The organism is Pseudomonas sp. MF09156 (genome assembly GCF_059862305.1).
On the sequence record NZ_JCBCUR010000007.1, the window covers coordinates 24,649 to 38,847 of the forward strand.

Consider the following 14,199-nt stretch of genomic DNA (forward strand, 5'->3'; position numbering starts at 1 on the left):
ATTGGGGTGTCGAGTACTGAAGATGATCAGCTGGCCGAGTTCAAAGACTGGTGGCAGCGTAACGGCAAACCCTTGGTAACTGGCGGCCTGCTGGCGCTGGTGGTGGTGTTCGGTTGGCAGGCGTTCCAGAAGTATCAGGGCAATCAGTCGCAAGGCGCCTCGATGCTCTATCAGCAGCTGCTGGAAACCACGCTGACGCCCACTGGCAAGCCTGATCCTGCCCAAGTGGCGGACCTGGCCGGCAAGCTGAAAAACGAATTTGGTGGTAGCACCTACGCCCAATACGGCAGCCTGTTCGTCGCGAAAGTCGCGGTCGATACCGGTAAGCTGGATGATGCAGCCTCCGAGCTCAAAGCCATCGCCGACAAACCGAGCAACCCGACCCTGGGTGAAATCGCACGTCAGCGCCTGGCCCAGGTCCTGGCCGCACAGAACAAAGCCGACGAAGCACTGAAACTGCTCGACGGCGATGCTGACAAGGCATTTGTAGCCACTCGCGAAGAGCTCAAGGGCGACCTGCTGGTCCAATTGGGTCGTACCGACGAAGCCAATGCTGCGTACCAAAAAGCCAAGGCTGCGCTGTCTGATGAAGCAGCGGTCGGTGGCTTACAAATCAAGCTGGACGACTTGGCCAAAGGGGATGCGTGACGTGATCCGTTGGAAACATGCAGCATTGCTGGCTCTGGCCGTTTTGGCCGCGGGTTGCAGCAGCAACAGCAAAAAAGAACTGCCTCCGGCCGAGCTGACCAGCTTCAAGGAAGAAGTGGTCCTGCAAAAGCAGTGGAGCCGCTCCATCGGTGACGGCCAGGGCGACACCTACAACATGCTGGTACCGGCAATCGACGGTGACAACATTGTGGCCGCTGACGTGACGGGCGTGGTGATCTCCATGGATCGCATGAACGGCGACGTCAAGTGGAAGAAAGACCTCGAGCTCCCGGTTTCCGGCGCCGTCGGCGTGGGTTACGGCATGGTGATGATCGGCACGCTGAAAGGCGAAGTCGTGGCCCTGGATTCGAGCAACGGTGAAGAGAAATGGCGCGCTCGCGTGACCAGTGAAGTCCTCGCACCGCCTGCCACCAACGGCGACATCGTCGTGGTGCAGACCCAGGATGACCGTGTCATCGGCCTCGACGCCAACACCGGTGAGCAGCGCTGGCTGTATGACAGCACCCCTGCGGTGTTGACGTTGCGCGGTACCAGTGGTCCGGTTGTGACCAATAACCTGGCGCTGGCAGGTCTTTCGACCGGTAAAGTGGTCGCCCTGGATACCCAGAACGGCGTGCCGGCCTGGGAATCGCGGGTCGCCATTCCGCAAGGTCGCTCCGAGCTGGACCGTGTCGTGGACATCGACGGCGGCTTGCTGCTGTCGGGCGAAACCCTGTACGTCGCCACTTACCAGGGCCGTGTTGCGGCGTTGGACCTGCAAAGCGGTCGTGTCCTGTGGCAGCGTGATGCTTCCAGCTACGCCGGTGTCGCCCAAGGGTTTGGCAGCGTCTACGTGAGCCTGGCATCCGGTACCGTTGAAAGCGTCGACGAACGTTCCACCACAGCCCTGTGGAGCAACGACTCGTTGGCTCGCCGTCAACTGTCGGCTCCGGAAGTATTCTCCAGCTATGTAGCGGTAGGCGACCTGGAAGGTTACCTGCACCTGCTGAGCCAGGTGGATGGCCGCTTTGTCGGCCGTGAGCGTATCGACAGCGACGGCCTGCGTGCGCGTCCGCTGGTAGTAGGCAACATGCTTTATGTGTTTGGTAACAGCGGCAAGCTGGAAGCCCTGACCATCAAGTAAGAACTATGCTTGGGGTAACCCCCAGGCGGCCCTGCTTCGGCAGGGCATGCGGCACCTTCGGGTGTTGCCCCGAGCACCAGCCGCTGCCTTGCAGCGGCTTTTGTATTTTCTGAAATAACGCAGTGGAGAGCCGCATGGTTCCCGTAATCGCCCTGGTGGGCCGACCTAACGTCGGCAAGTCCACCTTGTTCAACCGCCTGACCAGGACTCGCGACGCCATCGTCGGCGACTTGTCCGGTCTGACCCGTGATCGCCAATACGGTGAGGCAAAGTGGCAAGGGCGCTCCTACATTATTGTCGACACCGGTGGTATCTCCGGTGACGAGCATGGCATGGACGAAAAGATGGCCGAGCAGTCGCTGCTGGCCATTGAAGAAGCCGATGTCGTGTTGTTCCTGGTGGACGCCCGCGCAGGCTACACCGCTGCCGACCAAATGATCGGCGAGCACTTGCGCAAGCGTAACAAGCGCTCCTATCTGATCGCCAACAAGATCGACAACATCGATCCTGAGGCGGCCCGAGCCGAATTCAGCCCGATGGGCCTGGGTGACGCGATTCCTGTCGCCGGTGCCCACGGCCGCGGCATCACCCAGATGTTGGAAATCGCCCTGAGCGACTTCCCCAAGGATGACGCCGAAGAAGTTGAAGGTGAAGAAGAGATCGTCGCTGAAGGTGAGGAAGCCAAGCGCATTCCTGGCCCGAGTGAAAAAGACGGGATCAAGATCGCCATCATCGGCCGCCCCAACGTGGGCAAGTCGACCCTGGTCAACCGCATGCTCGGTGAAGACCGGGTAATCGTCTATGACCAGCCCGGCACCACCCGCGACAGTATCTACATCCCGTTCGAGCGTAACGACGAGAAGTACACGCTGATCGACACCGCCGGTGTGCGCAAGCGCGGCAAGATCCACGAGGAAGTTGAAAAGTTCTCGGTGGTCAAAACCCTGCAGGCGATCAAAGACGCCAACGTGGTGATCTTCGTCATGGACGCCCGCGAAGGCGTGGTCGACCACGACCTCAACCTGCTGGGCTTTGCCCTGGAGGCCGGTCGGGCATTGGTGATCGCGATCAACAAATGGGACGGCATGACCCCGAGCGAGCGCGACTTCGTCAAGGTCGAGTTGCAACGTCGGTTGTTCTTCGTCGACTTCGCCGATATCCACTTTATCTCGGCGCTGCACGGCACTGGCGTGGGCAACCTCTACGCGTCGGTACAGAACTCGTTCAAGTCGGCGGTCACCCGCTGGCCGACCAACCGTCTGACCCAGATCCTCGAAGACGCCGTGGGCGAACACGCGCCACCGATGGTCAACAACCGTCGAATCAAGCTGCGTTACGCCCACTTGGGTGGTGCCAACCCGCCGATTATCGTGATCCACGGTAACCAGATCGAGAAGGTGCCCAAGTCCTACGTGCGTTACCTGGAAAACACCTACCGCCGTGTCCTGAAGCTGGTCGGTACACCGATCCGCATCGAGTTCAAAGGTGGTGAAAACCCGTACGAAGGCAACAAGAACAGCCTGACTGACCGCCAAGTGAACAAGAAACGTCGCTTGATGAGCCACAACAAGAAGGCTGACAAAAAGCGTAAAGATCGCCGCTAGCTCTGGGAGCAGGCTTGTGTGGGAGCAGGCTTGTGTGGGAGCAGGCTTACCCGCGATAGCGACAGGTCAGACACCGATGTGCTGACTGACCCAGCGCCAACCCAGGCAAGCCAGCTCTTATGTAAGTTAGGCGTTACCCAAGAAGGGGCTCTGAACGAGCCCTTTTTTGTGCCTCACGATTGACCCTTCGGCGCTTGCAGCTTACAACTTGTAACTCACCGCCAGGGGCCCACCGAATGATCACCAGCAAGCTGCCAAATGTCGGCACCACCATTTTCACCACCATGTCGCAACTCGCTGCCGAAACCGGCGCGTTGAACCTGTCCCAGGGATTTCCCGACTTCAATGGCCCCCAGGCCTTGCTCGACGCGGTGGGCAAACACGTTGCCAGCGGCCATAACCAATACGCGCCGATGACCGGCCTACCGGCCCTGCGCCAGCAAGTGGCGGCCAAGATCGCCCGCAGCTATGGCGTGCAGGTCAGTCCCGACAGCGAAGTGACCATCACCCCCGGCGCCACCCAGGCGATCTTCTGTGCGATCCAGGCGGTGATCCGCAGCGGTGATGAAGTGATTGTCTTCGACCCGTGCTACGACAGCTACGAACCTGCGGTGGAGCTGGCCGGTGGGCGTTGCGTGCATGTGCAGTTGGGGCTGACGGACTTCAGCCTGGATTTCGAGCAGATCGAGGCGGCGCTGTCGTCGCGTACGCGGATGATCATCCTCAACACCCCGCACAACCCCAGCGGCGCCCTGATCAGCCGCACCGAGCTGGACCAATTGGCCGAGCTGATCCGCGACCGCGATATCTACCTGGTCAGCGATGAAGTCTACGAACACCTGGTTTTCGATGGCGTGCCCCACGTCAGCGTCCTGGCCCACGAAGAGCTGTATCAGCGCGCGTTCGTGGTCAGCTCCTTTGGCAAGACCTACCACGTCACCGGCTGGAAGACCGGCTACGTGGTGGCCCCAGCGGCCTTGAGCGCCGAGCTGCGCAAGGTACATCAATACGTCAGCTTCTGCGGTGTGACGCCGTTGCAGTTCGCCCTGGCCGACTTTATGGCCGAGCACCCGGAACATGTCGAGGAACTGCCAGCCTTTTATCAGGCCAAGCGCGACCTGTTCTGCGATCTGCTGGCCCCCTCGCGTTTCAGTTTTACGCGGGTGGCCGGTACTTACTTTCAACTGGTTGATTACTCACAGATTCGCCCGGACCTGGATGACGTGGCCATGTCGCTGTGGATGACCCGCGAGCATGGTGTGGCGACAATTCCGGTCTCGGTGTTCTATCGGACCCCACCCCAAGGCCAGCGCCTGGTGCGCCTGTGCTTTGCCAAACGCGAGGAGACGCTGCGCCAAGCAGCCGAGAAACTATGCGTGATCTAAGTGCTTTACCCGACCTGAATATCGCCCTGGTACAGACCACCCTGGCCTGGCATGACCGCCAGGCCAACCTGGAGCATTTCGAGCTGCTGCTGGAGCAGGCCGCGGGCGCCGACCTGATCGTGCTGCCAGAAATGTTCACCACCGGATTTTCCATGGAATCCCAACTGCTAGCCGAAGCCGAAAACGGCCCGACCCATGAATGGCTCAAGGCTCAGGCACATAAGCACAACGCGGTGATTACCGGCAGTGTGATCATCCAAGCCGCCGATGGCAGTCACCGTAATCGCCTATTGTGGGCACGGCCTGACGGTGAGGTGTTGCACTACGATAAGCGCCACCTGTTTCGCATGGCCGGCGAGCACAATCACTACACGCCTGGCGAGCGTCAGGTGCAGTTCGAGCTCAAGGGTTGGCGGATACGCCCGCTGATCTGCTATGACCTGCGCTTCCCGGTGTGGAGCCGGGACGCCCAGGACACCGACCTGCTGCTGTACACCGCCAACTGGCCGGGGGCGCGGCGCCAGCACTGGAACCGCCTGTTGCCGGCCCGGGCCATCGAAAACCTGTGCTATGTGGCGGCGGTGAATCGGGTGGGAACGGATGGCAAGGGTTTTGCCTACACCGGGGACAGCCAGGTCCTGGACTTCCAGGGTGAAAGCCTGCTGAGCGCGGGGGAGGCGGACGGGGTGTTCCAGGTGTGCCTGGAGGCGGCGCAATTGGCGGAGTACCGCACGCGGTTTCCGGCGAATCTGGATGCCGATAGCTTTCAGTTTGTCTGACAGGAGCCCGTTGCCAGTGAGGTAGCTATCGCGGGCAAGCCCGCTCCCACAGGGTACTGCATTGCAAATGTGGGAGCGGGCTTGCCCGCGATAAGGCCATCAGCACCACCACAACCACAAATAAAAAAGGCCCCTGGGTTCTCACCCAGGGGCCTTTTACATTCCAGCAGTCAGTTACGCCGCTTTCGCTTCCAGCTGGCTCAACGAACGGTTCAGCGCGCTGAACACCGCCTTGAAGCTGGCCGTGGTGATGTTTTCATCAATCCCCACACCGTGCACCGGACGCTCGCCGTTCACGCGCAGTTCAATGTAAGCGGCAGCCTTGGCGTTAGTACCCGCGCCAATCGCGTGCTCGTTGTAGTCCATGATCTCAACCCCAATCGGCAGGCCGGCCACCAGCGCTTCCAGCGCGCCATTGCCCTTGCCGTGCCAGCGCAGGTTGGTTTCGCCCTGACCTTTGCCGGACACTTCAACTTCTACCGAGCTGTTGCCGTTCTCTTCCTGCAAGCGGTGGCTGACCAACGCGTACGGGGTGTTGGCCTGCAGGTATTCACGCTGTAACAACGCGTGGATCTGCGCGGCGGTCATTTCCAGGCCCACGCGATCGGTCTCGGCCTGTACCACCTGGCTGAACTCGATCTGCATGCGGCGTGGCAAGCTGATGCCGTATTCCTGCTCCAGCAAGTAGGCGATGCCGCCCTTGCCCGACTGGCTGTTGACGCGGATCACCGCCTCGTAGCTGCGGCCAATGTCAGCCGGGTCGATTGGCAAGTACGGTACTTCCCACAAGGTGTCCGGCTTCTGCTGGGCGAAGCCCTTGCGGATCGCGTCCTGGTGCGAGCCGGAGAACGCGGTGTGGACCAGGTCGCCAACATACGGGTGACGCGGGTGGACCGGGATCTGGTTGCATTCCTCGACCACTTTGCGCACGCCGTCGATGTCGGAGAAGTCCAGCTCAGGGTTCACGCCCTGGGTGTAGAGGTTCAACGCCACGGTGACGAGGTCGACGTTACCGGTACGCTCGCCGTTGCCGAACAGGCAGCCTTCGACACGATCGGCGCCGGCCATCAGGCCCAGTTCGGTTGCTGCAACGCCAGTGCCACGGTCGTTGTGGGTGTGCAGGCTGATGATCACGCTGTCACGACGGTTGATATGGCGACCGAACCACTCGATCTGGTCGGCATAGATATTCGGCGTGGCGCATTCCACGGTGGCCGGCAGGTTGAGGATCATCTTGTGCTCGGGCGTCGGGTTCCACACCTCGATCACCGCGTCACACACTTCCTTGGCGAATTCCAGTTCAGTAGCGCTGAAGGTCTCCGGGGAGTACTCGAAGGTCCACTGGGTTTCCGGCTGCTGGGCAGCGTACTTGACGAACAGCTTGGCTGCGTCGACTGCGATGGCCTTGATCCCATCCTTGTCCTGGTTGAACACGATACGGCGGAACGACGGCGAAGTGGCGTTGTACAAGTGCACGATGGCTTTCTTGGCACCGCGCAGGGATTCGAAGGTACGGGCGATCAAGTCTTCACGGCCCTGGGTCAGCACCTGGATGGTGGTGTCCTCGGGGATGTGGTTGTCTTCGATCAGGGTGCGCACGAAGTCGAAGTCGGTTTGCGACGCGGCCGGGAACGAGGCTTCGATCTCTTTCACGCCCACCGCGACCAGGGTTTTCCAGAAACGCAGTTTTTTCACCGCATCCATGGGCTCGATCAGCGACTGGTTACCGTCGCGCAAGTCGGAGCTGCACCAGATCGGCGCGGTGGTGATGGTCTTGGATGGCCAGGTGCGGTCCGGGATATCAATGGTCGGGAACGCGCGGTATTTCGAAGACGGGTCTTTGAGCATGCTCATCAGAAGAATCCTTGTTGTAGGGCCGAGAAGAGGCGGCCTGCCAGAAAGCGTTTATTAGGGATGCAAATCGGGGACGAGGCAGATCGATTCAGCCTGGCAGTCGTGCGCTGACGAGGCACAGGCTGCGGTGCTGGCGGAGCTGAATGAGGGTGTGAGAGGTTTTCATAAGCTCAACCCTAACCGCCGGGGTGAAAGATGGCAAGCAGTCGGAAAAAATTGAGAGAAGTTCTGCTATTTCTGTAGGAAACGAGATTTTATTGTGGAAAAAGTCGGGAGGCTTTGTTCTATTTGCGTTGGGGTTTCCAGATGCGCAATCAGTGGCGACTGATCGGCGCCCTCGCATGCAAGCCCGCGATGGCGCCAGTAAGCTCAACGATCACATCAAGGTTGGAACGCGCCAATAAAGATCGCCGGATCCACCCGCGCATCATTCAAGCTGATATTCCAGTGCATATGCGGCCCGGTCGCCCGGCCCGTCGCCCCGACCTTGCCGACCACCGCCCCTCGCACCAATTGCTGGCCCACCTTCACGTCAATCTTCGACATATGGCAGAACATGCTGATAAAGCCCTGGCCGTGGTCGACGAACACCGTGTTGCCGTTGAAGAAGTAATTACCCACCAGGATCACCTTGCCATTGGCCGGCGTCTTGATCGGCGTGCCGGCAGGCACCGCGAAGTCCAGGCCCGAGTGCGGGTTGCGCTCTTCACCGTTGAAGAAGCGGCGCACGCCGAACCTGCTCGACAGCGGACCATTCACCGGCTTGTCCAGCACCAGGTTGCTCGGCAGGTTCGGGCTGAAGCTGCGGTAAGCCTTGAGCTGCACCGCCAACTCGCCCTCGATGCGCTTGAGTTGCGCCGGCTCAGGGTTGACCTGGCTTTTGTTCTTCAGGGTGATGCGCTGTTCCGGATACTTCTTGAAACCAACGATAAACGGCAGGGTGCGCCCGCCACTGCTGATCCGCTCGTTACCGGGCTTGACCGTCAACGGGATGCCGACAATCGCCAGCCAGTTGTCCTGTTCCTTGACCACCAGCACCGGTTTGCCTTGGTAAGTGGCTTTCGGCGCGGCGGCTCCAGGGCCCAGGTCGACCACGGCCACACCGCCAGGCACCGGCTTGTTCAGAGTGCGGGTGATGTAGCTGTCGGCGTGGGCATTGAAGGTCAGGCACAGCAACATCAACAGGCTAAATAGACGAGGCATCAATCAATCCAGTAATGAAAGGGTGACGGGTGTCAGGTGGTTGTCTTCCACCCGCACTTGCAATTGGCCTTCACCGAGACGCGCGGTCAGGCGCTGGCCGGTGTGGGTTTGTGCGGCATTGCGAATGGCCTGGCCGCGCTCGTCCAGCAGGATGCTGTAGCCACGGCCCAAGGTCGCCAGCGGGCTGACCACCTGCAACGTCTGCACCTGGCTTTGCAGTTGCAGGCGGCGCGCCTTGAGGCCTTCGCGCATGGCCCGGGGCAGGCGTTCGGCGAGGCTGTCCAGCCTTTGGCGCAGCAGGGCCAGTTGCCGCCCCGGATGCTGGGCGGCCAGGCGGGTTTCCAGGCGGATCAGGCGTTCGCGGCGGGTATTGAGGCTGCGCTCGAACGCGCGGCGCAGGCGCATATCCAGATCATCCAGGCGCTGGGCCTGCTGGCGCAGGCGCTCACCGGGGTGGCGCAGGCGCCGGGCCATGCCTTCCAGGCGCAGGCGGTCGTGGGTCAGGCGATTGCGCATCAGCATCACCAGCCGGCGATGCAGGCTTTCGACCTGACGCACCAGGTTGCTCGCATCCGGCGCCAGCAGCTCAGCAGCCGCCGACGGCGTGGGCGCGCGTACGTCGGCCACGAAGTCGCTGATGGACACATCGGTCTCATGACCCACGGCACTGACGATAGGCGTGACACAGGCATCGATGGCCCGCGCCACGGCTTCTTCGTTGAAGCACCAGAGGTCTTCCAGCGAGCCACCACCACGGGCCAGGATCAGTGCATCAAAACCACGGGCATCGGCCAACTTGAGGGCGCGGACAATCTGCGCCACGGCCTCGCGGCCCTGCACGGCGGTGGGGATCAGGGTCAGTTGCACGTTCGGCGCACGGCGGCCGAACACACTGATGATGTCGCGAATCACCGCGCCCGTAGGTGAGCTGATAATGCCGATGCGCCGCGGGTGGGCCGGCAGTGGCACTTTGCGCTCGGCGCTGAACAAGCCTTCGGCGCTGAGTTTTTCCTTCAGTGCATCGAAGGCCAGGCGCAGCGCACCATCACCGGCCGGCTCCACAGTGTCGAGAATCAACTGATAGTCGCCACGCCCCTCGAACAGCGAGACCTTGCCGCGCACCTTGACCGCCAGGCCATCCTTCAACGCCTGGCGCACCCGCGCAGCGTTATTGCGAAACAGTGCACAACGCACCTGCGCGCCACTGTCCTTGAGGGTGAAATACACATGGCCGGAGGCCGGGCGGGCGAGGTTGGAGATCTCGCCCTCGACCCAGATATTGGTGAACACGTCCTCCAGCAACACCCGCGCGCGGCCGTTGAGCTGGCTGACAGTCAGGACTTCGCGGTCCAGGCCCAGGCGGGCAAACGGGTCTTTAATCATGAGAGGCGATCTTTAGTCATGGGCGGCAGTTTATAGGCATTCGCCCAGTGTTTGACAGAACTGCGCAACCAGCGCGCTCGGCGCCTGCGCACAGGCCAGGGCCACAGTGCTGTGGCAGTCGGGGTCGGCCAGGGGCAGGAAGTGAATGTTGGCCGGGGCGATATCGCGCATCGACTCGGGCAGCAGGGCAATGCCAAACCCCGCCTGGATCAGTTGCAATTGGGTGGTCTTGCGCGACATCACCCGCGCCGCCTTGGGGAAAAATCCGGCGCGCATGCACAACTCGGCTGACAGGTAACTCAGGCCGCCGCGTTGCGGATGGGGGATCGAGATAAAGGCTTGGTCCTGTAACTGCGCCAGCTCAATGGCCGAGGAATGCCGGGCCAACGGATGGCCTGGCGGGACTGCCAGCAGCAGCGGCTCCTTATATAAAGGCAGGATGCGTACCCCCTCGCGCTGGCGTAGCACCGGCAGGCGCAGCAGGCCGACTTCCAGGCGACCCTCGGCAATGTCTTCCAACTGCGCTTCAGAGGACAGTTTGACGATATCCAGCGACACCCCGGGGCACTGCTCCAGCCAGGCGCTGATCCCGCGCAGTACCCGCCCACTCATCGGCACTGTGCTGGAGTGGCTCAGGCGCAGGGTGCCGAGCTGGCCGTGGCCGACCTGGGTCGCCAGTTCACTGGCCTTGTGCAACTCGCCCAGCAGATTGCGCGCCCGTGGATAAAACGCCTCGCCGGCGGCAGTCAGCCTGGGTTGGCGGGCGGTGCGCTCGAACAGCGGGGTGTGCAGGATAATTTCCAGCTCCTTGATCTGCCGGCTGAGGGCCGATTGCGCGACAAACAGGCGCTCGGCGGCGGCGCTGAAGCTGCCGCTCTCGGCGATTTCAACGAAGTAACGCAGTTGCCGGGTGGAAATCACGAGTCATGCCTTTTCGAGATAGGTGGAGGGCGTGGAAGATATTAGTCGCAACTCACCGGCTTGGCTAAAGTGAGGGCCATCGCTGACAAGGAATATTGCATGAGCCTGGTTGAATTGATGGGGCAGTGGTCGTTCGGGACGATGGACTGGCTGGTAATCGGCCTGGGGATTGCCCTGGCTTACATCGTGTTTGGCATCGCCGGCTTTGGCACGGCGCTGGTGGCCGGGCCGATCCTGATTATGTTTATGCCGCTGTCGAAGATCATCCCGCTGCTGGTGCTGCTGGATTTCGTCGCGGCCTTTGGCAACCTGCTGCAATCGCGGCGGGATGTGGTCAAGCCGGAGCTGTTGCGCTTACTGCCGTGCATGGCGATTGGCTGCACCCTCGGCGTGATCTTCCTGCTCAACCTGCATTCGGATCTGCTCCTGCTGTTGATGGGCCTGTTTATCAGCGCCTATGCCATCTACAGCCTGACGGTAAGGGCCAAGCCCACAGCCCTGGCTGCCGGCTGGTCGGTGCCGATGGGCGTGGTGGGCGGACTGTTTGGTGCCTTGTTTGGCAGTGGCGGCTTTTTATATGCGATCTATCTGAACAGCCGCCTGCCCAAGGACGGGGCGCGAGCGACCCAAAGTGCGTTGATCAGCGCGAGCACGGTGGTACGTCTGAGCCTGTTTTTGATCGCCGGGGTGTATGCCGAGTTGCCGCTGCTGATGTTGGCCGTGTGCCTGCTGCCGGCGATGGCGCTGGGGCTGTGGGCGGGGCGGCGATTGACCCTGCGCATGTCCCGCGAGGCGTTTGTGCGGTTGGTGACGTGGCTGGTACTGGCCAGTGGCATTGCCTTGATTGGACGGTATTTGAGTACTTGACCTGTGTGGGGCAGAGATTAAGCTGCCAGCCTTCAGGGCCTCTTCGCGAGCAAGCCCGCTCCCACATTCGACTGCATTTCTCCTGTAGGAATGCAGTCGAATGTGGGAGCGGGCTTGCTCGCGAAGGCGTCAGACGCCACACCGCAGGACTCCCATGAATTCCCAAAGCATCCTTGTCCCGAAAATCTCCACCTTGCCCGTCCACGAACCCCGCGCCCGGGCCATCGTGCGCTGGCTGGTGCGCAAGAACATCATCAAGGAAGAACTGACCACCTGCGGGCGCACCGGCAACCGCATGGGCTATGCCCTGGCCGATGGTGCCCGCGCGGTGGTGCTGCACCCCGAGGCGCTGCCGTTCAACGAACCGGTCAACGGCCTGGAAATCATCTACAAACGCTGCATCTACACCCCCGCCAAGGGTTTTCTCGAAGAAGCCGGCTGCCCGCAATGCCTTAAAGAAGTTGGCGAGGCGCTGTTCGACAGCCTGGAAGACTGGATGCCCGGCCACACCGACAACTTCACTTGCCCGCTGTGTGGGCATGAAGATGACATCAACGGTTTCCTGTTCCTGCAGGAATGCGGCTTTTCCAACCTGGGCTTTATCTTCAACAACTGGGCGGAAGCGGGCTTCAAGCAGAGCTTTATCGACGAGTTTGCCGATTGGCTCGATCAGAAAATCAGTTGGGTCAAAGTCGAACTCTAAAACCACTGCCGCCCCCTACCTGTAGGAGCCGGCTTGCCGGCGATGGAGCCTGGGCCGTGCGCCAAACCAGAGACTGGTTTTACCCATCTATCAGTATTACCAAGTTTGTCAGAGTTTTACGTTGAGGCCCGAGGGGTGTCTGAGTATAATGACGCGCTTCCATTTTCCCGCTCGGGAGCCCCCGCGATGCTGCGTATCAGCCAAGAAGCTCTGACATTCGACGACATTCTCCTAGTGCCCGGTTATTCCGAGGTGCTTCCTAACGAAGTCAGTCTCAAGACCCGCCTAACCCGTGGCATCGAGCTGAATATTCCTCTGGTTTCCGCTGCCATGGACACCGTCACTGAAGCCCGTTTGGCAATCGCCATGGCTCAGGAAGGCGGCATCGGCATCATCCACAAGAACATGACCATCGAGCAGCAAGCTGCCGAAGTGCGCAAGGTCAAGCGTTACGAAGCCGGCGTGGTGAAAGATCCGATCACCATCGAAGCCGACGCCACCGTGCGCGACCTGTTCGACCTGACCCGCCTGCACAACATCTCCGGTGTTCCAGTGCTGCACGATGGCGACCTGGTCGGCATCGTCACTTCCCGTGACGTGCGCTTTGAAAACCGTCTTGAAGTCACCGTCCGTGAAGTGATGACGCCTAAAGAGCGCCTCGTTACTGTCAAGGAAGGCGCCGACAAGAACGATGTGCGTGAACTGCTGCACAAGCACCGCATCGAGCGCGTGCTGATCGTCGACGACAAATTCGCCCTCAAAGGCATGATGACCGTCAACGACATCGAAAAAGCCAAGGCTTACCCGCTGGCCAGCAAGGATGACCAAGGTCGTCTGCGCGTTGGCGCCGCCGTTGGTACCGGTAAAGACACCGGCGATCGCGTTTCGGCCCTGGTCGCTGCCGGGGTTGACGTGGTGGTGGTCGACACCGCCCACGGTCACTCCAAGGGCGTGATCGACCGCGTGCGCTGGGTCAAGCAGAACTTCCCTGACGTACAGGTGATCGGCGGCAACATCGCCACCGGCGCTGCCGCCAAGGCCCTGGCCGAAGCCGGCGCTGACGCGGTCAAGGTCGGTATCGGCCCTGGCTCGATCTGCACCACGCGGATCGTCGCCGGTGTGGGCGTGCCGCAAATCAGCGCCATCGCCAATGTTGCCGCTGCCCTCGAAGGCACTGGCGTACCGTTGATCGCTGACGGCGGCATCCGTTTCTCCGGTGACCTGTCCAAGGCCATCGTGGCCGGTGCTTCCTGCGTGATGATGGGCTCGATGTTTGCCGGCACTGAAGAAGCGCCAGGCGAGATCGAACTGTTCCAGGGCCGTTCCTACAAGGCTTACCGTGGCATGGGTTCGCTGGGCGCCATGTCCCAGGCGCAAGGCTCTTCCGACCGCTACTTCCAGGACTCCTCGGCAGGCGCCGAGAAGCTCGTACCGGAAGGCATCGAAGGCCGTGTGCCGTACAAGGGCACCCTGAGCGCCATCATCCATCAACTGATGGGCGGCCTGCGTTCCTCGATGGGCTACACCGGCAGCGCCGACATCGAAGAAATGCGCACCAAGCCAGAGTTCGTACGGATCACCGGCGCCGGCATGGCTGAATCCCATGTCCACGACGTGCAGATCACCAAGGAAGCGCCAAACTACCGCGTAGGTTGAGGCTTCCAGCAAAACGTTAAGTAACCGGGGCTGTTCTTTCAGCCCCGAGTTG

Annotated in this window: 12 protein-coding genes; 8 read left to right on the plus strand and 4 right to left on the minus strand. The window is 61.2% G+C overall.

The genetic code is table 11. The annotated features are described in order from the left end of the window. The first annotated feature begins 6 nt into the window (after positions 1 to 6). The 5 genes from AC19YY_RS17230 (at position 7) to AC19YY_RS17250 (ending at position 5,560) form a co-directional block, all read left to right on the plus strand. Entirely contained in the window at positions 7 to 648 is a 642-nt protein-coding gene (locus tag AC19YY_RS17230; RefSeq protein WP_057437951.1) for a YfgM family protein, read from the plus strand. After that, positions 641 to 1,792, plus strand: a complete 1,152-nt coding sequence (gene bamB / locus AC19YY_RS17235) for an outer membrane protein assembly factor BamB (protein WP_032858293.1) — start codon at positions 641 to 643, stop codon at positions 1,790 to 1,792. Before AC19YY_RS17230 ends, bamB begins: the two co-directional genes overlap by 8 nt. Before the next feature lie 134 nt (positions 1,793 to 1,926). Next, the gene (gene der / locus AC19YY_RS17240; RefSeq protein ID WP_169956319.1) at positions 1,927 to 3,396 is read left to right on the plus strand and encodes a ribosome biogenesis GTPase Der; all 1,470 of its coding nucleotides are present in this window, start codon (positions 1,927 to 1,929) and stop codon (positions 3,394 to 3,396) included. A gap of 236 nt (positions 3,397 to 3,632) precedes the next feature. Next, on the plus strand, positions 3,633 to 4,781 hold the full coding sequence (locus AC19YY_RS17245; RefSeq protein ID WP_500604570.1) for a pyridoxal phosphate-dependent aminotransferase: 1,149 nt from the start codon (positions 3,633 to 3,635) through the stop codon (positions 4,779 to 4,781). Continuing rightward, positions 4,769 to 5,560 carry an amidohydrolase gene (locus tag AC19YY_RS17250; RefSeq protein WP_169956323.1) on the plus strand — a complete coding sequence of 264 codons (792 nt, stop codon included), beginning with the start codon at positions 4,769 to 4,771 and terminating at the stop codon, positions 5,558 to 5,560. Before AC19YY_RS17245 ends, AC19YY_RS17250 begins: the two co-directional genes overlap by 13 nt. A 174-nt stretch (positions 5,561 to 5,734) precedes the next feature. On the opposite strand, the gene leuA is transcribed toward AC19YY_RS17250, so the two are convergent. The 4 genes from leuA to AC19YY_RS17270 form a co-directional block, all read right to left on the minus strand. Further along, positions 5,735 to 7,414 carry a 2-isopropylmalate synthase gene (leuA, locus tag AC19YY_RS17255; protein ID WP_169956696.1) on the minus strand — a complete coding sequence of 560 codons (1,680 nt, stop codon included), beginning with the start codon at positions 7,412 to 7,414 and terminating at the stop codon, positions 5,735 to 5,737. A 381-nt stretch (positions 7,415 to 7,795) separates the two neighbouring features. Further along, positions 7,796 to 8,617: a M23 family metallopeptidase gene (locus AC19YY_RS17260; protein WP_170042968.1), complete on the minus strand. Its 822-nt coding sequence runs from the start codon at positions 8,615 to 8,617 to the stop codon at positions 7,796 to 7,798. Between the two features lie 3 nt (positions 8,618 to 8,620). Then, positions 8,621 to 10,000 carry an exodeoxyribonuclease VII large subunit gene (gene xseA / locus AC19YY_RS17265; RefSeq protein ID WP_500604571.1) on the minus strand — a complete coding sequence of 460 codons (1,380 nt, stop codon included), beginning with the start codon at positions 9,998 to 10,000 and terminating at the stop codon, positions 8,621 to 8,623. 30 nt (positions 10,001 to 10,030) lie between these two features. Beyond that, a complete protein-coding gene (locus tag AC19YY_RS17270) occupies positions 10,031 to 10,921 on the minus strand; it encodes a LysR family transcriptional regulator (protein WP_492634168.1) in 891 nt (296 codons plus the stop codon). A 99-nt stretch (positions 10,922 to 11,020) separates the two neighbouring features. Here AC19YY_RS17270 and AC19YY_RS17275 point away from each other — a divergent pair, with 99 nt between their 5' ends. From AC19YY_RS17275 to guaB, 3 genes are all read left to right on the plus strand, one after another. Further along, complete coding sequence (locus AC19YY_RS17275; protein ID WP_500604572.1) at positions 11,021 to 11,788, plus strand: sulfite exporter TauE/SafE family protein; 768 nt, start codon at positions 11,021 to 11,023, stop codon at positions 11,786 to 11,788. A gap of 154 nt (positions 11,789 to 11,942) precedes the next feature. Continuing rightward, positions 11,943 to 12,491 (plus strand): sugar ABC transporter ATPase, encoded by a 549-nt coding sequence (locus AC19YY_RS17280; protein WP_169956685.1) that lies wholly within the window; start codon positions 11,943 to 11,945, stop codon positions 12,489 to 12,491. 186 nt (positions 12,492 to 12,677) lie between these two features. Continuing rightward, complete coding sequence (gene guaB / locus AC19YY_RS17285) at positions 12,678 to 14,147, plus strand: IMP dehydrogenase (RefSeq protein ID WP_016977684.1); 1,470 nt, start codon at positions 12,678 to 12,680, stop codon at positions 14,145 to 14,147. The last annotated feature ends 52 nt before the right edge of the window (positions 14,148 to 14,199 follow it).